Origin of the sequence: Acinetobacter sp. (assembly GCF_039596015.1) — a bacterium.
In the GTDB taxonomy this organism is placed as follows: domain Bacteria; phylum Pseudomonadota; class Gammaproteobacteria; order Pseudomonadales; family Moraxellaceae; genus Acinetobacter.
The window spans coordinates 56,900-78,961 of sequence record NZ_JBCNKN010000010.1 but is presented as its reverse complement, the minus strand read 5'-3'; the positions used below and the strand labels follow the sequence as shown (position 1 = coordinate 78,961).

The following is a 22,062-nucleotide window of genomic DNA, read 5'->3' as shown; positions in this document are numbered from 1 at the left end:
AAAACGACACATAAGATGACATTTTGAGGAACGACATATTTTGACGCTGATCGTAGGTTTTGGGATTGATCTAAGCAACTCAATCTTTTATAAATATTACTGATTGTATGTAATCGAATAATTATGAATTAGTAATAAAGGCTTAAATAAAGATGACAGATGTTCAAGTATTAAATTACACAACACATGCTATTGAAGAATTAACAAAAAATATTCCAAAGATTGAAAGGTTTATGCCTCATAGTGCGAATATTTATAAAAGAATTATTGGGTTGCTTCGCCAAGCTGAGAAATTTATTTTACCTAATTGTTGTGATCTATTTGATCCAGATGAATTAAAGCAATCTCACATGGATTTATTCCATTTGCCATATCCAATTTGTGTTTTTGAGGCGCCATGGATTAAGGAAGAGGTACCGTCAATAGCAAGTGTAGGAGGATTGCCTACAGCAATATCAACAAAGCGTATTGCATTGTGTTGGGAGGCTAAACCAGGTCTTGAAATCATTCCAGGGTTGTTCAATATTTTAGATCGTTTTGAGCAAGGAGGTGCATTTATTGTACCAATTTTTTGGACTGTAAATGGTGGATGGCAAATTTCTTCTGGCGGTACTTTCGTACCTTATGACAATACAATTCGTCGATTAAGTATGGATGAATATATAGCAGACGACAAAATTTTACCTGCTTCAAAAGCCGCTGCTGAAAAATTAAGAAAAAATGGACAAGTCAAAGAAGTAAGCTCTCATATATTTGCTGAACCATTCATGTTATTGCCTGAAGCCTGTGAAGCGATGAGAAATAAAATTGGAGAAGATAATGTTTTTCAACAGATTATTTTAGATTGCCATGATGAGGTATCAATGGCAACTCAGGCATGTGCTATCCTTAATTGTGAAAATATTGGGACAACAAAAATAGAGGCTGTAGATAAGCTTAATAAAAAACGAATTAAGGCCGAGCGTGAACCATTTTATAGCTATAGAGTTTTGCAGATTACAGAAAAAACTAAAAATTCTTCTAGCTCTGGTCAGTCAGGTTCACACAATAGTCCTCGTATGCATTTAAGGCGTGGTCATATACGTCGCTTGCCTGATCGTGTTGTTTGGGTCAGAGCCACTATGATCAATGCTTCAAGTGAGGAAGGGCGAGTTGATAAGGATTATAATATTAAGCCTAGAGGTAACAAATGAATTAATTTTGTCTAAACTTTAATAGCCTTTTTTAATAAAAGGCTATTAAAAAATAAAGTGTTAAATAATTATAATGCTTGATAAATTGTGACTATTGCAGAGATTACTCCTAGTAATAGAATTATAGTTGAAGCGATCCAATGCTTTTGTAGTAGTTCAGGAACTAGACGAATACTAAGTCCATATCTTTCATGCCATTTAGCATTTGTTTTAAGTGTGTTATCCAATGCTCTTCCTAAAATATTAGCTAGTACATCTGCTTTCCTTAGAGTTGATTGATGTAATTTAACAAACTCTTTTTCTTCAAAAGCTCTTGCTTCTTCTTCACCTGTTAAAAAATCTTTAGCTGTAATATGATTTTTTGCCATTAGATTTTGTAATCTGGGATGACCAATATATGCATTACCATATAATGAAACTAACGCTCTTGAAAGATCAAATTTTTTATCTTCTTCCAAGGATATAGGTTTTCCATTTAATATTCTAAAGCGATGTTCTAGTGCTTGAAACCCATAATTAATATCTCTCATATTCCAATGGACCCAAATATAATTTTTATGTGTATTCATATAATTAAAGAATTCTTTCAACATTTCTTTTTCTAGAGAATCATAGTGTTCTTGAATTTTTTCATTACTTATTTTTTTTAATTCGGCTATCTTGTGAATCGAAAATGAGGATGTCTGGCCAGAAGCAAAATTACGAGTGCAAATAGATGTTACCCGGGGAGTTCTACCATCAGTTCTATCATAGAAACTTTCACATGAATAGTGAATAATAACTAAGTTGTCCTCACTCTTAGATAATTTATCTAATTGCCTCCTAGTTTTTCTATTCTTTTCAAATTTTTTTAGATCAGAAACCATTTTATGCCATTTTGAAAATTTTTATTATATAACAATAAAATAATCAGTGTGAGTTGTGAATTATTTGATCATTTAGTTAAATTTTTTAAAGCCCTAATTATGTTACTATTTTGATCATACATGGTAATAATTTGGATTTTGGGCCTATCCAAGACTCCCAAAATTTTACTTTGTCTAGATTTAGAGAAATTATGTACTCTCTTATTAAAAAGGATAAAGCCTGTTAAAATTTGGATCATATATTGATCGGGAGTCACACATGAACACTGAATTTGATCCTATAGTGTCTGAGTTTGATAGCTCCAAACATGAAGCCGAATACAATGCATGGTTCAAAGACAAAGTTGAGGCATCACAAGCAGATCAACGGCCTGGAATTCCACATGATCAGGTGGTTGCACGACTCAAAAAACGTCGTGAGGAACGTAATCAGCACTAATGATTGCGAAGAGAGCAATACTATTTAATAAGCTAACTGAGTAATGATATAAGAGATATAAAGCGAACTATTTGTAATTTAGTTGATTGCCCCATATCCTAACTCTTTCAACTTTAAGACATCTTCTCGTTTAAATAATTTAATTATTTTTGGCGTTCCGAAATAAACAGGTTCAATTAAACCTTGGGATTCTAAGTTTGTCACATGAGATTTGTGCATGCCAAGTAGAGTGCTGGATTCAGTGCCAGTAAGGTAACTTTTCTTTAACCTTAGTACTTTATTAAGCTCATGTCTTTCAACAAAATGCCAGTATAGAAAATCATGAATATGAATAAAACCTGTTTCAACCCAATATTCATGAAACCAGTTTGCAGAACAACTTAGTCGTATAAGTGTCTGTTTTACAGATATGAATTTAGGATTGTGTAGGTTTGCGATTAGCATGTTTAAAGATTGAATAGTGATTGAAATACTTAAATTATGTGATGTATCTTTTTCAAGGATGCCTTTTTCGACTAATCTGGCAGTTTTATTTGGACTGATATGGAGTTTCTTTGCTGCTTCATTTAAAGAAAGATAAGTTGGTAGCGGTTTAGGAAGTTGCTCCTCAAAACTAGGATAACGACCTGTAAGAGTCGGATAGTTAACTATTTTCTCAATAACTTCTTGGCTTAAATGTCTTACGGATTCTTGCAAAAATACGTTGTTAAACTCTCCATCGATATGTGGCCCACTAATTGGATGAATATCAATACTGGCGAGCTTTTCAGTAAGATTTTGAGGGGTAACTTTTAGTTTTTTTGCTAAGCTGCCGACCAAGATATATTTTTCATTGAATTCCTCTAAGTCTTTAGAATTAATAAAATAAGCCCATCTAAATCTGACTAATAATTTGTCTGCTTTTAGATAGCGAGTCCTAATCAAACACCGAATGTTTTCGTAATGAACATTCAGTTTAGTGGCCACATCGGTAATCGTTAGTCTTTGCCCATCTTTTCTTGGCGGTAGTTTCAGTTTTTTGGGTGAAGGATGAAGTGCTTTCTGAACAAGGAAATACTCTATATCACGGCTTGAAAGGAATTTACGGTTTTTAGGAATATCCTTTGAGACTATATAATGCAACTTATTGTTTTCTATCCATCTTTGAATCGTTGAGTAGCATATATCTAAGATTTGGCAGCTTTCCTGAATGGTTAATAAGTGGAATAAATGTTCTGGGGCCAATTCAGTGGGTACGGGCAATTGTTCAAGAATCTTTTTAGTATATTGTCCGAAATACATGGTATCCCAAATGAGGAATGGAACTAGCTGAATTCTTGGATGGACTTGATGAGACCTTTGAGATATCCAGTCAACCATCCTTTCTATAGAGGAATCACGATCCATAAAGAATAAATAGGTTATTTCAAGCAATAGTTCTATTGAGGGTGGGGCTGGATCATGGGCTGAAAATTTTTTAAGTGTGGACCAGAAGATTTTTAATAAATTGAATTTTTCTTGTTCTTCAGTTTCTATGAATTCTAAAAACCACCTGATATGTTTAGTTTGTTCATCTGATACTGTCTCAATTTCGCAATTTCTTAGATCACCTAGGCACTTTGAACAAATACAGATTTCGGTACGCAAACTACTGAGCGTTGATTGGCATCTAGGGCAAGTCGTGTGTAAGCGAATTTGGTGCTTCAGACAGGCATAGTACGGTTTAACTAGCCAAATTTTTCTCCAATAGGGTATTTCTTTTAAGCAAAGTGGGCAGAATCGTTCGATATCGTTTGAGAAAAAATAATCTGGTATTGATAGTTTATTTTTCCAGATTACATGCCCACGTAAAGTAGAACTATGCCTTTTGAGCGATAACTCTTTTAAAGAATGAGGGAGCTGAAATTTCTTGAGTATGTTAAGGAAGAGATAATCATGTGTGATTATTGAGCTTAACGTCTCTTTGTATTTGAGATCTATTTTAGATCGATAAAAGGTTGAGCTATAGATATGCCCATTCAGCTTGATGAGACGGATGAGAAAACTTCCAGCGGTTTCATCAGGAAATGGTATTGGGATTGCTGGTATTAAAGGCTTCTCTTGCATCAGTGATCACCCTTCATTCGTTGTACTAGTTTAGACGTGTCCATATGAAAAGGATTCTGTGTGGTCATATTGGTATATGAGGTAATGCCCTTATCCCACGCCAAAGAAAAATGCTGTTGAGTAATAACGTCACTATCAGCTAGCAGGGCGAATAGCAGTGCTTCTCTGATCAGTGAAATAATGTAGTGATGGTATCCTTTAGTTGAAGCGTAAATCTGTAGAACGAATAAGGGATTAATTAATCGCGGTAAAAATTTTAATGTGAGTCTTTTTTCAATATTCTGTTCTACTTGTGATAGGAACCCGTAAAGGGTTCCTGGTAATTGAGTTGAACCGATATTTAACCGAGATAACTTGAATGTTAGTGGAAAGCGTCGTGCAAGCTGGCTATCTATTTGCAATAAAGGTGCAAATTCAGGCAAGCCAATTAAGCAGGAACTTATGTTGGTTGAGTCTGTCACTGTTTTGATCCAATTACAGACATCAATATTCATCTTCCTCGATACCTTTTGCATATCAAATAAATGATGGAATTCATCCATAAGGATCAGTTCCGTTTCACAGAGCTTTAAGAGATAGCACAAACGTTCTGTCATCTGTGCTGTTGTTCCAGAAAGAGGTGCTGGATCATTCAAGGCTTTTAGCATCATGCCAGCAACAGATTTAACTGTTGCTGGCGATGGGATTTGTATATAGAACACAGGGACTACTCTTTTGGTGTAGCCATCTTCTTGTTTTTCATAACAAGGATTCTTTTTCAGGATTGATTGTGAAAGTGTCGTTTTACCAAGCCCACCTTCTGCAATAAGTAAGCTGCCAATAGGCTTCTGATAAGCTCTCGTCTGTGCTGAACAAGACGTAATACCGTCATAAGCTTTAGTAAACTCAGAGGAAGTAATAACCATGTTGTTAAGCTTTTTACTCAACTCAAGTGCATCTAACTTATTCATCATCAAACTCCAATGTTCCAAAATCATTATCAAGGTTTGATTGATTTAGAAGATCCATTTCAGAAGAAGAGATAAATGTTGAAGCTGATGGGTCTGTTGGTTGAGACACTGTACGCATATCCTGGTCTAAGAGATTCTTAAGTGTTTCAGGAAGTTCTAGTTTCAACTGCTTTAACTTTTTGTTTTTAGAGCAAGCATCTTTTTGAATACGTTCGTATAACTTCCATCGAGCGTACCATACGCGATGCTTTCCTAATCTTTGCTTATCTGCTTGAGATATCAGTTTAAGTTCCTTGCGAATTTCAAGATGTTCTTGCAGAGAGAGATTCTTGGTGTAATCAGGCTCTGTTGAATCCGCTCGTATTACTTCATCAATTGATGAGTGTTTGACATATACGTGCTCTAAATTGAGCTCATCAATCATCACAGTAACGTCAGTTAAGCCATTTGCTTCAAGGGTTGCTAACGCATGCGAAAAGTAGGTCAAATATTCAAATTTGACTTGTCCTTTATGAATTTTTCTACTGATTGGGCGACGGGCAATAATATCTACTTCATCAGTTGATATGGTTAATGGTGGGCAACTTTGAGTAGCATCTTTCCAAAATAGTATTGGTATTCGTCCCGTCATTGAGTGGATTGAGCAGTGATATATATTATGAATCCATTCATCAACATATGATTTCAGATTTTCTAGGGTAACACTTGCATGTTTTTTTGAGTCATAGTTTCCCCGAGCTTTAGGATTTGAATATGTTGTACCTGGTAGTTGTTGAATTATGCCAAAAGTAAGCGTACCAAAAAAACGCTCAATATGAGCTTTATTATCTGGGTTCCTGTTTTGAGCTGGTTGAATTGTAATTTTCAAATGATTACAGATATGGCTTAGTGCAGAATTTTTAAACTCGACTCCATTATCTGGAATAATTAAGGAAGGAATGCCCCCAGGTAAATTCTGAGATGGCCGTAAAAGCATATTTTTTAATAGAGCTAAGGTAGTTGTCGCACTTGGAGGAAGCATACAAATGTAGTAGCCAACAATAGCTCGGGTATGCACATCAATCGCACAACTTAGATAAGGGCGTCCAAGGGGAAGTTTCGTTGTCGAATCAATAATAATAATGTCTAGAATATGAGTATCAATTTCAACAAGCGATAGGATAAATGGGCTTTTTGTCTTTCGTCCTGCTGCTTTAAGAAGTTGTCTAGCTGTATGAGCTCCCTCGTTTCCTTTAATAAGTATATATGGATCATATAGTTTGAGCTTACGTTGGATTGTTCTAGTGGACGGTGGTTCCTCCTTCATGTCTTGCTCTAACATTTTTTGATTGATACTTACCTCAATATTTTGCACTGTTAGCGCAAGAGTTTCATCATTGATGACTTCATCTATAGCACTGAAGATAATTTGCTCCATTTGTGCTGTAAATCTGAAGTATTTATTGCCAGGTCTTTCTTTATAAAGATTAAGTAAATTATGGTCATTTTCTAGATATCTACGAACCCAACGTACTACTGTTGATGTACTAGGAGGGAAAGGGTCATCTATCTTTTTAGCAATTTCAGGAATTACAGCTCCAATTTTTTTATGAGAAAAGTAGTCATCTAACGTGGTAATAATCACTTTTATATAGTTTTCAGCTCGTCTAGTCTTATCAAGTAATTGATCATTGAGTAAGAGCTTATGGGGAGCAGAGGTACATTGAATCTCTCCTGTTTTATATCTTTCAGAAAAGCTATTAATCGGGATATTACTTATTTTTCCACCATTCACTGCAGAAAAACGAACTACATTGTTGTGTACATAGGTCACTTCAAAATTTGTATCTTTAAAAGAAAAACGTAGGCCTACTTGAGGAATAAAGTCAGGAAGAGTCATCTTAGATTCCTCCTTGTTTATTATTTGGCGTATTAAGCTTTATATATTTATGAAAGATGAGAAACTCACCCAACTCCAAGGGCAAGCTATTGTTTTTTAATATGCTCATCAATTGGCTTTTAATCAGTGATGTACCAGGTGTCAGCAGGGATAGAGCAAATTGAATTTCAAAACTAGACCAGCTTCTAGCATGACTTCGCTGATTGTAATGCAGTAAGATTTTTGCTTCTGCTTCAGAATACAAATCATGTCGATCAATAATACCAAAATTAATTCCGCTTGGAGCTAAGAGAGTTTTCAAACATTGATAACGTTCGATGTCTTCCTGATCTAGAAACCTTTTTGAATGTTTAACTTCATGGAAAGCAATCTTTTCATTTGTATATTTGATGAGAAAGTCTGGATAAAGAAATTGATCGTGGCTTATTGGAATTTTTAAGGCTTGGGTACGATAGTATTTAACAGATGGATTTCGCTCAAGTTGTATTGCATGTGCTAATTCCAGTTGGCTTTCATAAGGAATCATTCCGTTATTCTTATAACTAGAAAATAGTCCTGTTCTTTTTCCTACACTGCCTTGACTAATATGTCGTTGACCATGCAAGACGCCATCAAGATCAGGTTTTTTATTGAATGCATTAACAATCTGCTGATGTAATGAGTCTGGGAAATTGTCCCATGCATTATTTGTAAAAATATTCATGATATATCTTCCATATATGTTTCATTCGATGTGCACTTTTTTGTTTTTTAGGGACGATAAAATTCGTTTTGTAAAAACAAAATGCCAGTGCAACTCTTGACGAATGGCTCTACACGGAAGATACTTGGATTGTCAGGTCTCTATATCTAGGTGTAGAGCCAACGGATCCGAAAGGATCCGTTTCTATTTGTGCTTTATGAAATTCTTGTCACAGCGTCTCCTTAATTTTTTCGAAAGTAAAATCGGGTTCTATAATTCCATCCTTTAGACCAAGTTTGACTGCGATCTGATGGCTTTTACCACGGACAGGGATTTTATTTGAATTTAAAACTTGATGAACTAATTCTGGAGTGAATCCATTCTGACGAGCCCAATCCGCAATAGATAGACCCCGTTTCTGAAGTTCACTTCTTACTTCTTGAGATGTTCTCATCATGAAAAGATTACTTAATAACCATTAATAATTTAAAAATATAAGGAGAAAAGATAAAACTCAAGTATTAATTTATAAAAAAATCTATTATTTTTCAATATATTATGTATTATTCTGATTTTTAAAAATGTTGATTACAAAAAAAATATCATTAATTCAATGTCTTAAGTAATAGTATTGTTAATTTATAAAACTAAAAAATATTTAGATTTTTACTTGAAATTAAATAAAAAACCTATAGTTATAATAAAAAGTAAAAGTTAAATTTGATATAAAATTTTGGAGAAGTAGATGGGGGTTGTAGAAAAGAATAAAGCTGAAAAAGGTAGATTCAGTACAAATGAAGAGACAAAACGAATTGTCTGGATTCAAGCTGCTGGTCATTGTGAATTATGTGGTAATGATCTTACTTATGATTATCGCGTAGGTAAAACTATGCGGTGGGGGGAGGTTGCCCATATCATGCCAGCTAGTCCTAAAGGACCTAGAGCCGATAAAGAACATGATGGGACTAAAGCTGAAGCACTTACAAATAATAGTGATAACCTTATGCTGTTGTGTCCCAATTGCCACGACAGAATCGATCGTGATGCAGATGGATATCCAGAGTCTGATTTAACTGATTTACATCAGGATTATTTAACGCGTATCAAATTGGCTGCCACGACCCCTGATGGAGGGAGAGCTGTTCCAGTAATTGTACAAAGCCAACATTTTGCTACAACAAATGAAATTTCTACTAGAGATTTATTAATGGCTATGTCTGCTGAAGGACTTACTGCAATTGGTCATGAAATTAGGATTATTTTTCCGCCTCCAGGGCCTCGCGGGAGAGATAAACTTTATTGGCAGCAAATTAAAGATAGTATTCAGTTCGAGTTTGAAAATAAATTAAGAATGAGGGGTGGTTCATATGGTGATATGCCTACCTTAGCAATTGTAGGATTAGCAGATATCCCAGCACTAATACTTTTGGGCCAGTCAATAGGTGATCGTTCTAAGCGATTACTTTTCTCTGCTAACCGTGAACATGGTTTGAAGTGGCCAGATACATCAGCAGCAGCGCCAAAGTTTATTTTTTCATTACCTCCAGAAGGGACTGGGCCAATTGCATTAATATTATCTGTTTCAGCTCAATTACCTAAGCAAGATATTATAGATGTGTTAGAAGATGCTCGCGTAGTTGAGTTTTCTATTCCTGAACCAAGTTATATGGTGGTAAAAAATCGTAGTGTAATTCATGAATTTCGTAATGCGCTACAAGTTTGTTTAAGTCAACTTGAAGCAATTACTAAAGATCCTATTCATGTTTTTGCTGCCCTCCCTGCTGCATTGGCAATAGAGTTTGGTGCTTTATTAACCACAGAACATCAGCATCCTTATCGTATTTACGATAGAAGCAAATTACATAATAACGCATTTATACCGACATTAAGTTTGGGTTTAGATTCTAAGGAGATATATTAATGAATATGCTGAATATTCCATCTAAAGTTGACAGTTGGGAATACCTATTATTACGAGCGGCACAGAATATATCGCTTTCAGAGTCGAAATATATCCAAATAATGGAGCGATATAATCAATTAGAAAAAATCTTAACTGCATCTAACAACCCTTTATTAGCTGAAGCACATATTTTCCCTCAGGGTTCTATGCGTTTGAGAACAACGATAAAGCCTGTCTTGGGAGCACCTGCTGATCTAGGTACAGTTGATGCTGATGCCATCATTTGGTTGCCGAATGCACAAGGCGTTGAGGCCAGCGTTATTTTAGAGGCAATTGAAGAACGTTTTAAAGAAGGTGCTCGTGTTCAAAAGGACATACAACCTTTACGTAGGGGAATTAGAATTGTTTACGCTGATGTTGACCCTGGTTTTCATATCGATGTTACACCTGCTCGCGCTATAGATGGGAATGATGAGGAAAAAGGAGAGGGTAAATTAGAAGTACCTGATCGTGTAACTGGTTGGAAAGCAAGTAGTCCAATACCCTATGCCAATTGGCTCAAATATGTGTCGTATCAAAAGATAGAGTTGGCAATGGAAAGTTATGATTTGGTGAGGAAACATCAGACATTTGATGCTGCAACACAAGAGGAACTTCCTGCATATTCTGATTATTCAGATATGAACCCATTAATTGCCACGATTAAACTATTAAAACGTCATAGAGACGAATGGGCAATTCGTACTGGTTGTAAAGATTGGAGACCGATCTCTGCTGTTATTACAACATTGGCGACACACGCCTATTCTGATGTAGTAAAGATGTCAGCTAGTAACCCCCTTAGACCTCTGGATGCAATTTTAGCTATAGTTCGAAAAATGCCAGATTATATTCAATATTTAGGTGGACAGTTTTTTGTTTGTAACCCTGAAGATGCAGCCGAAAATTTTGCTGAAAAATGGAATAGGGTAGGTGAAGGATATAAATATAAAGAAGCTTTTTTTCAATGGCATACTAATGCTATGGCTTCTGTATCCATTGGGTTAGAAGATTTTAGTTCTTATGAATCATTTGAAGCTGTTATAAAGGAAAAATTTGGTTTAAGTGGATCTTTCATTTCACAAGTGAATAGAGAAATTCCTCCTGATTGGACACAGCCTGGAAGGGTTGAGGGAACAACTAGAAATGCAGCAGCAATTGGAATATTGTTTGGTGGTGAATCAAATAGTGAAAACATTCAAAATACTGTTAAACCGGTAGGTCGTCTTGGCTGAAAATATAGAATTATTTGTAGAACGTGGTATTGCTGAGTTAAAAAAAGTTTTAGGGAGTAATACAGACGAATCCTTATTAAGACCTTCCCCAACAAAAATTGGGGAGGCAGCTTGCTTTAAACTTACGCTACCCATTGATTATACTGGTATTGAGAGAGTATTAAGGATTGCTTTTCCTGTCAATTTTCCACGTAGACAGTTAAAGTTATCTGTAGAGCCCTCTCCTTGGTTAGTATGGCCACATAGTATGAAGACTAGTTTATGTCTTCATGGATTTAAAGAAAGGCCAATTACTGGCTCTCCAGAAACCATTGTAAAAGATTGTATTGATCGTATTCGATATATTGTTTCTTTATGTATGATGGGCTCAGATGAGCAAACACGTCTTAATGAATTTCAACAAGAAATTAGCTCGTATTGGAATTTACAATTAGGTGTTTCTCCACAGAACCTTATTCTCTTTGATAGACCTGAGAAGTCTATAAAATTATATGCTTTGAGTGACCCCCGTAGACTGATTTCTTCTGGTTTTGAAACTATTTGGCTGTCTTCAAATAAATCGATTATCCAGAAACATTATGCAAGAGTACTTGGAAGAAGTGCGAAAACTAGAGCATTAGCTACTCCTAGTTATTACTTAAAATTATTATCTTTACCAGAATTATATATTCCTCAAAATGAGGATTTTCTGCAGTGGATTACTCCTCATGTTTCTCAAGCAGATTCAAAGGAGTTTTTAACTTGGTTCGATGAGAGTAAAGATTTAATTAGTAAATGGGTACTGTTGGAGTTACCTAATTCTGGTGGAAGAATTTTCTGTTTAAATATTCGGTCTCCATCATTGCAAGAGTATAGAGGTCCAAGATTTGGACTACGTTCTTCACGTAGACACACTTTTGAGAAAAATGTAATTCCTCCTCAAATTATTCTAACTTCTACAATCAATTTACTTACTAAGGAAACAATGCTTTCTAGGGATATTGATAGTAATACAAATGAACTTGGATCTAAGAGCGTTGTTTTAATTGGTAATGGTTCATTAGGTGGAAGTGTTGCTTCACAACTTGCTCGCTCGGGTATTGGTCATTTGACTCTTATTGATCCGGATATTCTGGTTGCAGAAAATCTTGGGCGACATGTTCTTGGTGCAGATCAATTAGGAGCTTTAAAGGCAACTGAATTACGAAAAAAACTTATTATGGAGTTTCCTATAATCGAGGTGAAAGCATTTAATGAGTATGTTGAAACTGTATTAAATCAAAAGCCTGAAATATTCGAAAAAGCTGATTTGGTTATAAATACAACGGCAGATTGGGAATGTGAAGCTAGATTATGGGCCCTAAAGTCTGAAGGAAGTTCTTGGGCTTACTTGCAAGCATGGAGTGAACCATATGCATATGTAGGGCATGCGCTTTTTGCCCCTAGAGGTGCTTATGATGCTCGTATATTTTTTGAGGATAATGGAGATTTTAAATACAAATTAACTGATTGGCCAAATGATGGAATTCAACCACTCCCAGCATGTGGCGAAAGTTTTATACCAGGAGGAGCAATAGGAATAGTAAATATAGCTTCAATGGTCGCCCAATTTGCATTACATAGTCTTACTAGCCAAATTAAAGACTGTGTATTGTGTTCCAGTATTAATAAACCTCAAGATACAAGTCGGTTAAAGGGAAAATATTTAGGTCCAGAATTGCCTAAAGGCGCACAACAATTGATTTTAGAGAGAGAATGGCCTAGTGGATGAGAATATTGATGCCATCGCTTGGAAATGGACTTGGCCATCTATTGATGTTGAACTTTTAGTCTCTCAAAATGTCGCAGATATTTTTAATCTTTATAGACAAAATAAAGGAGTTGAACAAGGAGGACAATTGTTTATTGATCCTTTTAATAGGAAGGGAGTCGTTCTGGTCGAAGCATCCATACCACATCCTAACGATCGTGCAGGAAGGGCTTGGCTTGAATTAGATGAAGTCCGTTGTAAGCAGGAAATAATTAGAGCTAATGCGAAAGGGTTACGATTGATTGGTTATTGGCACACCCACCCACAAAGAATTCCAAGGATTTCGTCAGAAGATTTAAATAGCTTTTTCAATTTTTCGAAGAAATATTCAAGGGAGCTACCATATCCGCTAGCTGTCATTGTTGGTACATCACACCAGTCAGATGGAATTAAGGCATGGTCATATCGTAGCTCTGGTTATATTGAGGCTGTTCAAAATATATAATTTATATTATTGGCCATTTTCCCTCTTTTTCATCATAAGAGAGAATAACTCAGCTTGATAATAGGCATCATCTAAAGCGTTATGTGATGGTTTCATTTTAGGACTAAGAATTCTTGTCATATAAGAGGATTTAGTTTGTTGCCATTGGCAGCTATTGGCTCCCATGAAATAAGCTTTCATGTCAAGAGCAGTAAAACCAAAAGGATTTCTCCCTAAAAATTTGTGAAAATAGTAATTTATGAATGACCAGTCAAATGGAGCATTAAGTCCCACAAAAATTGGGTCTTGATCTGTAGGGCATGAAGATTTTATCCATTTTTCAAAATCTTCCATAGCCATTACAGGATCCAAGCCTTCTATTTCCAGTTTGTCTAAGTTTAGACCTGTTACAGCAATTGCTTCTAGGTCATGCATTGAACTAATTGGTTTTAACTCAAGATATATAGAGATTGAAGGGTTAGATACGATACATGCTCCAATGGATAATAAGCTAAATTCACCTGGTATAGGTCCTGATGTCTCAATATCAACAGAAATATAAACTTCATTTTTCATGAAATTTCCTTGTATTTAGTGAATTTCTTGTCTATGTGTATAGCACTGCAGCGTATAAATTTGCATGAGTGTTAAAATTGCCACTATAGTTTCTTATCCGATTTTCCCAAATATTACAATTCTCACTTTCTAATTTTTCACAAATAAAATGGTTTGCATTATTTAATAATGTGAAAGTATGAAAGTACGCTTCGTTTAGCGAATGATCTTTTAATTTCTTTAAAACTATTGTTCCAAAAATTGCAGCAAAAACAGGTTCAACTGGCCATATATAAGATAAAGTACAAAAACTTTTTTTGGTAAAACTATTAGCAACACCTCTATTGCCAACTAAAAAGCTTAAGCCAGGGTTGGCACCATCACATATATTTAATATTAGAATCTTTTTGCACTCTTTTAAATCTAAATTTTCATTGATATCATTTGAAGATATCCTAATTTCCTCACCATTTTCATTCTGAAAAACTATATCTTCGTAGAAAGAGTTGAAGTGCTCGTAGCCTCCATGAGCAGATATATATAAAATATCATAATCTATAGTATTTATTGCATTAAAGAAATTCGAAGGCTCGGGGTCTGTTATTATTTGGGTGGTATATGGGAGTGAATTTATGAAAGTTATTTCATCATCATATGTTCTTGTGCCTTTAGTAAGAAAACATAAAACTTTATTTTTTTCATTGATTTCTTTTTTCCCATCAAAACTTGTATTAATTAGTGGGGGCGGCGCATTATTGTTGATTACAATACATCCTTGAACTGGATGAGTGTCAATTGGTAAAAAAGTGACACTTTCTAAGGCTGTATAGTCAATATCTTTAACTCTATAGCAGTCTATGTTCTTTTCAATGAAGTCATCTAATGAATCAGCAGCAATGTGGTATCGAGAGTAATCCATTTCTGAATTATACTCTGCTGTATCAAATGCTAATGAAGTATATGAGTTTAAATAAATATTTTGTGATGAAATAAGACTACTGTATCTTGAATATTGATTCTCAAAATTAAAATTTAAATTTTCATTACCAGCTAAAAAATTATTTGAATTTACAATAGTAAACATGTGGTTTTCTATATGCGTGGTAATTAAGTTTTTAAAATTAATAGAAGCATATATATCTCTTATAATGGAGAACATTTTATCATTGAATAGATTTATGATTAAACTACACAGTGAATTATCAGATTGATTGATTGATACTGTTTGTATGATTCTTTCTTTTACAAGATCTATGTGCTTTAAAAAGAACTCTCTATCTTCTAGATAAATACTATTTAGTATAGAAATATTGTCAAAAAAACTTATTTTTATGATTAGGTCTTTAATTTCATTAATTGCTTTGTAGTATGTTTTATTTCCTCTATTAGCTTTTACTATTCTTGTTGTAAGTAACAATATTTTGCTATCTAAGTTTATTTTTGATATGTCAAAATCATAGTTGATTTTTTTAAGACAAAGATTTTTTACTTCTTCTTCATTGATTCTGTCTGCGTAGGGTAAGATTTGAATATAAGATCTGAGGAATGAAATTTTTTCTTGATCGGACTTTATTTTTTTGTTTTCGAGAAAGTCTAACATCTCATATATACGACATATAGTTATTAATTCTTTAGCTATTAATGGATATGCATCAACGATACGGAAGTAATAAAATAATCTTTCAACCCAAACTGCTATTTTCATATAGTTTGATTCAAAATATTCTATTAATTTTTGACTATCTTTTGCATAAAACAAAGCTCTTAAATGAATTGCACTGATTTGTGGTTGTTCTTCATCATTAGATGAAATTAATTGACCTGAGAAAAAAGATACTATAGCTGGTGCCCATGCTTGAACTTTCGGATTTTGGTCAGATATCTCAATTAGTCTTTCTATTTGAGATACATAGAACTTATATGGAGCATAGTCAAAATTATCTGCATCAACAAAATTGTTATTCATTTTAAGCCTAAAAATTATAATAAAGTTAATTAACTTTTGGAGGTCGGGATTTTATGCACCTTTGTGTGGAGGTTTATCTCCTAGTTATCTAATTTATCAGTAATATTCTTAAGATAAAATGGCTACTAGCCCTCTAAAATTAGATTTTAATTGGTTAATTTTATTTGATAGCAATCATTGAATTAATAACAAAAAATCCGACATTAAGTCGGATTTTTTATTTCAGTGTCATTACATGTGTCGCGTAATGTCGTTACATGTGTCGTAAATGTCAACTCATGTGTCGCGTGACGAACGCTAAACCTACCAGCTCAACGCACCACCAGTCTGATAATCTGTCACACGCGTTTCAAAGAAATTCTTTTCTTTACGCAAGTCCATCATTTCAGACATCCACTGGAATGGGTTGTTTACACCAGGGAATTGCTCTGGTAAACCAAGCTGAGCCAAACGACGGTTACAGATGAATTTTAAATATTCTTCCATCATTGCCGCATTCATACCCAACACACCACGTGGCATCGTGTCACGTGCGTATTCGATTTCAAGCATCGTACCTTCAAGAAGCATTTGAATCACTTCTTGCTGGAATTCGGCTGTCCAAAGGCGTGGATTTTCAATCTTGATTTGGTTGATCATATCAATACCAAAGTTCACGTGCATGGATTCATCACGTAAAATATATTGGAATTGTTCTGAAACACCATTCATCTTATTACGACGACCCATACTCAAAATTTGAGTAAAGCCACAGTAGAAGAAGATGCCTTCAAGTACACAATAGAATGCAATCAGGTTACGCAATAATTGCTGATCCGTTTCAGGCGTACCTGTTTTGAAAGTCGGATCACTCAAAGATTGTGTATATTTTAATCCCCAAGCTGCCTTGCGAGCGACACTTGGAATCTCGTGATACATATTGAAGATTTCGCCTTCATCCATACCTAAAGATTCAATACAGTATTGATAGGCATGGGTATGAATCGCTTCTTCAAATGCTTGACGCAAAATATATTGGCGGCATTCAGGGTTGGTAATTAAACGATAAATCGCTAAAACCAAATTGTTTGCAACCAATGAGTCAGCAGTAGAGAAGAACCCAAGATTACGTTTAACAATGATACGCTCATCTTCGGTCAAGCCATTTTCAGACTTCCAAAGTGCGATGTCATGGTTCATGTTGACTTCTTGAGGCATCCAGTGGTTTGCACAACCATCCAGATATTTTTGCCAAGCCCATTCATATTTAAATGGAACAAGCTGGTTTAGGTCGGCACGGCAGTTGATCATGGCTTTATCATCAACTTGTACTCGGCTTGCGCCTGTTTCAAGTTCATCTAAACCAGACGTAACATCTAATTGTTTGATTGCTTCAGATGCTCGAGCCACCGAATCGGTTGAATCTGCTGTGAAACCGGAAGCGGTTCCAGCGGATTGAGGAGCTGCCATACTCGGCGACGATGGCTGTGGATCAGATACCACTTGCGTATTAGGCGTTTCTTGCGGTTGGATGGGCGCAGACTTGGACTCTGGTGCAGCCGGTTTTTGCGAATCATCTTCTAAATCGTCCCAACTTAGGATAGACATAATCATTCTCTCTTCGTTGTTGTATATCTTTTAAATTGGACATCTTACAGCGAAGATGTCCCTACTATACGCTTATTATGAGTAAGCAAAACCAAGTTTTGTTGATTACTGTTTTGATTTTGATCAAAAGAGCATCTACACCACTTGTTTTACTTGCGCTTCTCTTTCTTCGTTTTGTAGATCAGATAGACAATCGGTAAGCATAGAAAAACATAGGTAAAGACATAGGCCACTAAACCGAGTTCATAATTTTGGGATAATTGTGCAAACATTTGTCTTGACCTTTGAAATGAGAGCAGGATAGCTAAACGAATTTGGCTATCCTGAAAGTATTACTGGCAAGCTTCGCAGTCAGGGTTGTCAATCGAACATGCCTGAGGTACTGGTGCTGCCTGAGAAAAACCTTCTTCAGCAACCACTTCAGCTTTCTTTTCAGCAACAACAGGTGTCACAGCCGCAGCAATCGTTGTTGGTTTTACTGCATTTAACGCACCTGTATTAATCGTTGATTTCTCAGCAGATGTTGCACCTAAAGCTCGAAGATAGTAAGTTGTTTTTAAACCACGTAACCAAGCCATTTTGTAGGTGATATCCAGTTTCTTACCGTTCGCACCTGCAATATAAAGGTTAAGTGATTGTGCTTGGTCGATCCATTTTTGGCGACGTGAAGCAGCATCTACAATCCAGCGTGGTTCAATTTCGAACGCAGTTGCGAATAGCGCCTTTAAGTCTTCAGGAATGCGAGAAATCTTTTGAACAGAACCTTCAAAATGTTTCAGGTCATTCACCATCACAGTGTCCCACAAACCACGTGTTTTAAGTGCACGAACAAGGTAAGGGTTGATTACTGTGAACTCACCAGATAAGTTCGATTTTACATACAAGTTCTGGAAAGTCGGTTCAATCGACTGAGATACGCCACAAATATTTGAAATGGTTGCAGTCGGTGCAATCGCCATCACATTTGAGTTACGCATACCGTCTTTTTGAACTTTAGCACGTAAGCTGTTCCAGTCCAAACGCTGTGTACGATCTACTTCGAACATACGTTCAGGACGTGATTTCGCTACAATCTCCAAAGAGTCGATTGGAAGAATCCCTTGATCCCACAATGAACCTTTAAATGTTGAGTACGCACCGCGTTCAATTGCTAAATCACTTGAAGTCTGAATTGCATAGTAGCTAATCACTTCCATTGATTCATCAGCAAACTCAACAGCTTGATCAGAGCCATAAGCAAGACCCAATTCATACAATGCGTCTTGGAAGCCCATGATTCCCATCCCCACAGGGCGGTGTTTCATGTTTGAGTTTTTTGCTTGAGGAACAGCGTAGTAGTTGATATCAATCACGTTATCGAGCATACGAACAGCAGTTTTTACTGTACGAGCTAATTTTTCACGATCAAGTTGACCACCTTGAACATGCTGTACAAGGTTGATTGAACCAAGGTTACATACTGCAATTTCATCTTCACTTGTATTGAGTGTAATTTCAGTACACAAGTTAGAAGAGTGAACGACACCAACGTGTTGCTGTGGTGAACGCAAGTTACATACGTCTTTGAATGTAATCCACGGATGACCTGTTTCAAACAACATTGATAACATTTTGCGCCATAAATCTTTTGCACGGATTTTTTTGTGCAACAAGTTTTGTTCTTTGGCAATGTTTTCGTAGTGTGTATAACGCTCAGCAAATGCAATACCTGTTAAGTCGTGCAAGTCTGGTACATCAGAAGGGGTGAACAGTGTCCACTCTGCATCTTCAAATACACGTTGCATAAACAAGTCAGGAACCCAGTTCGCTGTGTTCATGTCATGGGTACGACGACGGTCATCCCCTGTGTTTTTACGCAGTTCAAGGAATTCTTCAACATCCAAGTGCCATGTTTCAAGGTACGCACACACCGCACCTTTACGTTTACCACCTTGGTTAACGGCAACAGCTGTATCGTTTGCAACTTTAAGGAATGGCACAACACCCTGAGATTTACCGTTTGTACCCTTGATGTAAGAGTTCAAAGCACGTACAGGTGTCCAGTCATTTCCTAAACCGCCCGCCCATTTAGACAACATGGCGTTATCACGGATTGCACCATAAATGTTGTAAAGGTCATCGGCAATGGTAGTCAGGTAGCAACTTGAAAGCTGTGGACGTAGCGTTCCTGAGTTAAATAATGTTGGTGTTGACGCCATATAGTCAAAACTAGACAACAAGTTATAGAACTCAATTGCGCGTTGTTCACGATTGTCTTCATTTAGAGAAAGACCCATCGCAACACGCATAAAGAATAATTGTGGTAATTCAAAGCGAATACCATCTTTATGAATGAAGTAACGGTCAAATAAAGTTTGTAGACCTAAATAGGTAAACTGATTTGAACGTTCTGGCTGAATAGCAGCAGAAAGCGTTGCAAGATCAAAGTTTAATAATTCTGGATCAAGTAACTCAAGCTCTACGCCTTTGTTTAAATAAGCTGCAAGCGCATCATTTTCAAGCGTATCGTTGCTTAAACCCAAGAACGCTAAGCCAGTTGTGACCAGTTCATTACAAAGCAAACGTGCAGTCACATACGAATAGTTAGGCTCTTGCTCAATACGAGTACGCGTCGCCATCGTCATCGTGGTGGCAATATCGCTTTCTTTTACGCCGTTGTAGAGGTTCTTAACAGTTTCATCAACAATTGCCTGAACATTAATACCTTCAAGACCTTCTGCTGCTTTTGTAATTGTCGCAGTAAGTTGACTTAAATCAAGCGGTTGCAACTGACCTTGAGCATCCGTGATTTGAAGTGTCGGGTGGTGGTTGGCATTTAGTTGTTGACGGGCAGATGTACGCTGTTCACGGTAGATCACATAAGCACGAGCAACTTTTTGCTCGCCTGTGCGCATAAGTGCAAGCTCTACTTGATCTTGAATTTCTTCTATATGAATGGTTCCGCCAGAAGGAAGACGACGGCTAAAAGTGTTTAAAACCATTTCTGTAAGTTGAGAAATACGGTCATGGATACGGCTAGAATCTGCGCTTTGCTGTCCTTCTACTGCCAAAAATGCTTTACCAATAGCAACAGAAATTTTTTCTGCATCAAAAGGGGCAACATCACCTGTGCGTTTAATCACTTGTAGTTGACCAGGTGTTGATGAGATTACGCTCATGTCAGCTTAGCTCCAATGTCATCATTGTTATGTTTATAGACCATTTGAATCGGGAGAGATGTCCTCGATGTTTGAGGGATAAACACAAGACTTAGTGGTTTAAAATGAATTTAGGCACAAGATACGGTAAAAAACGTAGAAGATCAATATTGACATTTTTATAAATTTTCAGGCTTATTTTTGGTGAAAAACCCAGTCTCTTTTTAGGGAAATTCGTAGGCTACTGATTTATGGAGACATAGCATAACAAAGCCGAGTTAAAAAACGTATAGATAACTATGTGGATAAATAAAAGAGGTGAAGAGATGGTTACAAAATGATTGATTGTCAGATAAATGGTTGCCAACTTACAAAAGTATTTTATTTTTTCAGTCAATAGACATATTGCAGAGCAATAGTTAAAAAAATTAAACTTTTCAATAATTAACCAAATTATTACAAAATAAACATACCGTGTATCAGTTTGGTGAACACCATCTTGTTTACAATGTAAACATGTGTATATTGCAAGAATAAATTCACATATCTGTTTGATGAAGATGGCGCCTATGATAGGCAAAATATTTCAAGGGGCAAAAGATGAGCCAAGAAGAAAAGTTACCAAAAATCCTGATTGTCGAGGATGACGAGCGTCTGGCGCGTTTGACTCAAGAATATCTGATCCGTAATGGATTAGAAGTAGGGGTGGAGCCAGACGGCAATCGTGCTATTCGTCGTATTATTAGCGAACAACCAGATCTAGTTGTACTTGATGTGATGTTGCCAGGCGCAGATGGTTTAACCGTTTGTCGTGAAGTTCGTCCACATTATCATCAACCGATTTTGATGCTGACTGCTCGCACTGAAGATATGGATCAGGTTCTTGGTCTGGAAATGGGTGCAGATGACTATGTTGCAAAACCTGTGCAACCCCGTGTTTTGCTTGCTCGTATTCGTGCTTTGTTGCGTCGTACAGATAAAAACGTAGAAGATGAAGTTGCACAGCGCATTGAATTTGATGACCTTGTGATTGACAACGGTGGTCGTTCAGTCACATTGAATGGTGAATTAGTCGACTTTACCAGTGCAGAATATGATTTGTTATGGTTACTGGCTTCAAATGCAGGACGTATTCTTTCTCGTGAAGACATCTTCGAGCGTTTACGTGGCATAGAGTATGATGGTCAGGATCGTTCAATCGATGTACGCATTTCTCGTATTCGTCCTAAAATTGGGGATGATCCAGAAAATCCAAAACGAATTAAGACTGTACGCAGTAAAGGTTATTTGTTTGTAAAAGAAACCAGCGGTATGTAAGACCTGTAGGTAGTTT

At 36.2% G+C, this 22,062-nt stretch carries 17 protein-coding genes; 7 read left to right on the top strand and 10 right to left on the bottom strand.

Annotated elements, in window-relative coordinates; genetic code table 11:
- The first annotated feature begins 152 nt into the window (after positions 1-152).
- Positions 153-1,193: a hypothetical protein gene (locus tag ABDV70_RS10590; protein WP_343597619.1), complete on the top strand. Its 1,041-nt coding sequence runs from the start codon at positions 153-155 to the stop codon at positions 1,191-1,193.
- A gap of 68 nt (positions 1,194-1,261) precedes the next feature.
- Here the strand turns inward: ABDV70_RS10590 and ABDV70_RS10585 are convergent, their stop codons facing one another.
- Positions 1,262-2,059: a hypothetical protein gene (locus ABDV70_RS10585; RefSeq protein WP_343597617.1), complete on the bottom strand. Its 798-nt coding sequence runs from the start codon at positions 2,057-2,059 to the stop codon at positions 1,262-1,264.
- A gap of 259 nt (positions 2,060-2,318) precedes the next feature.
- On the opposite strand from ABDV70_RS10585, the gene ABDV70_RS10580 reads away from it, so the two are divergent.
- On the top strand, positions 2,319-2,498 hold the full coding sequence (locus ABDV70_RS10580; protein ID WP_005124629.1) for a hypothetical protein: 180 nt from the start codon (positions 2,319-2,321) through the stop codon (positions 2,496-2,498).
- A gap of 78 nt (positions 2,499-2,576) precedes the next feature.
- Here the strand turns inward: ABDV70_RS10580 and ABDV70_RS10575 are convergent, their stop codons facing one another.
- From ABDV70_RS10575 to ABDV70_RS10555, 5 genes are all read right to left on the bottom strand, one after another.
- Positions 2,577-4,583, bottom strand: a complete 2,007-nt coding sequence (locus ABDV70_RS10575; protein ID WP_343597613.1) for a helix-turn-helix domain-containing protein — start codon at positions 4,581-4,583, stop codon at positions 2,577-2,579.
- Positions 4,583-5,533 carry a TniB family NTP-binding protein gene (locus ABDV70_RS10570; RefSeq protein ID WP_005124627.1) on the bottom strand — a complete coding sequence of 317 codons (951 nt, stop codon included), beginning with the start codon at positions 5,531-5,533 and terminating at the stop codon, positions 4,583-4,585. The genes ABDV70_RS10575 and ABDV70_RS10570 overlap by 1 nt, the downstream gene beginning before the upstream one ends.
- Positions 5,526-7,412: a Mu transposase C-terminal domain-containing protein gene (locus tag ABDV70_RS10565; RefSeq protein ID WP_343597611.1), complete on the bottom strand. Its 1,887-nt coding sequence runs from the start codon at positions 7,410-7,412 to the stop codon at positions 5,526-5,528. The genes ABDV70_RS10570 and ABDV70_RS10565 overlap by 8 nt, the downstream gene beginning before the upstream one ends.
- Before the next feature lies 1 nt (position 7,413).
- Entirely contained in the window at positions 7,414-8,115 is a 702-nt protein-coding gene (locus ABDV70_RS10560; RefSeq protein ID WP_343597610.1) for a TnsA endonuclease N-terminal domain-containing protein, read from the bottom strand.
- 208 nt (positions 8,116-8,323) lie between these two features.
- On the bottom strand, positions 8,324-8,551 hold the full coding sequence (locus ABDV70_RS10555; RefSeq protein ID WP_000986487.1) for a DNA-binding protein: 228 nt from the start codon (positions 8,549-8,551) through the stop codon (positions 8,324-8,326).
- Positions 8,552-8,839: 288 nt separating this feature from the next.
- On the opposite strand from ABDV70_RS10555, the gene ABDV70_RS10550 reads away from it, so the two are divergent.
- The 4 genes from ABDV70_RS10550 to ABDV70_RS10535 are packed head-to-tail and all read left to right on the top strand — an operon-like array spanning position 8,840 to position 13,505.
- Complete coding sequence (locus ABDV70_RS10550; RefSeq protein WP_343597609.1) at positions 8,840-10,015, top strand: SAVED domain-containing protein; 1,176 nt, start codon at positions 8,840-8,842, stop codon at positions 10,013-10,015.
- Positions 10,015-11,271, top strand: coding sequence for a nucleotidyltransferase (locus ABDV70_RS10545; RefSeq protein WP_343597608.1), 1,257 nt, complete (start codon positions 10,015-10,017; stop codon positions 11,269-11,271). Before ABDV70_RS10550 ends, ABDV70_RS10545 begins: the two co-directional genes overlap by 1 nt.
- Positions 11,264-13,021, top strand: coding sequence for a ThiF family adenylyltransferase (locus tag ABDV70_RS10540; protein WP_343597606.1), 1,758 nt, complete (start codon positions 11,264-11,266; stop codon positions 13,019-13,021). Before ABDV70_RS10545 ends, ABDV70_RS10540 begins: the two co-directional genes overlap by 8 nt.
- Positions 13,014-13,505: a Mov34/MPN/PAD-1 family protein gene (locus ABDV70_RS10535; protein ID WP_343597604.1), complete on the top strand. Its 492-nt coding sequence runs from the start codon at positions 13,014-13,016 to the stop codon at positions 13,503-13,505. The genes ABDV70_RS10540 and ABDV70_RS10535 overlap by 8 nt, the downstream gene beginning before the upstream one ends.
- 6 nt (positions 13,506-13,511) lie before the next feature.
- Here the strand turns inward: ABDV70_RS10535 and ABDV70_RS10530 are convergent, their stop codons facing one another.
- The 4 genes from ABDV70_RS10530 to ABDV70_RS10515 form a co-directional block, all read right to left on the bottom strand.
- Positions 13,512-14,060, bottom strand: a complete 549-nt coding sequence (locus ABDV70_RS10530; protein ID WP_343597602.1) for a 3'-5' exonuclease — start codon at positions 14,058-14,060, stop codon at positions 13,512-13,514.
- 31 nt (positions 14,061-14,091) lie between these two features.
- Positions 14,092-16,005, bottom strand: a complete 1,914-nt coding sequence (locus ABDV70_RS10525) for a hypothetical protein (protein ID WP_343597600.1) — start codon at positions 16,003-16,005, stop codon at positions 14,092-14,094.
- 303 nt (positions 16,006-16,308) lie between these two features.
- Positions 16,309-17,592 (bottom strand): ribonucleotide-diphosphate reductase subunit beta, encoded by a 1,284-nt coding sequence (locus ABDV70_RS10520; RefSeq protein WP_343597599.1) that lies wholly within the window; start codon positions 17,590-17,592, stop codon positions 16,309-16,311.
- 332 nt (positions 17,593-17,924) lie between these two features.
- Positions 17,925-20,750, bottom strand: a complete 2,826-nt coding sequence (locus tag ABDV70_RS10515) for a ribonucleoside-diphosphate reductase subunit alpha (protein ID WP_343597598.1) — start codon at positions 20,748-20,750, stop codon at positions 17,925-17,927.
- A gap of 579 nt (positions 20,751-21,329) precedes the next feature.
- Here ABDV70_RS10515 and bfmR point away from each other — a divergent pair.
- Positions 21,330-22,046: a response regulator transcription factor BfmR gene (bfmR, locus tag ABDV70_RS10510; RefSeq protein WP_343597596.1), complete on the top strand. Its 717-nt coding sequence runs from the start codon at positions 21,330-21,332 to the stop codon at positions 22,044-22,046.
- Positions 22,047-22,062: the final 16 nt, after the last annotated feature.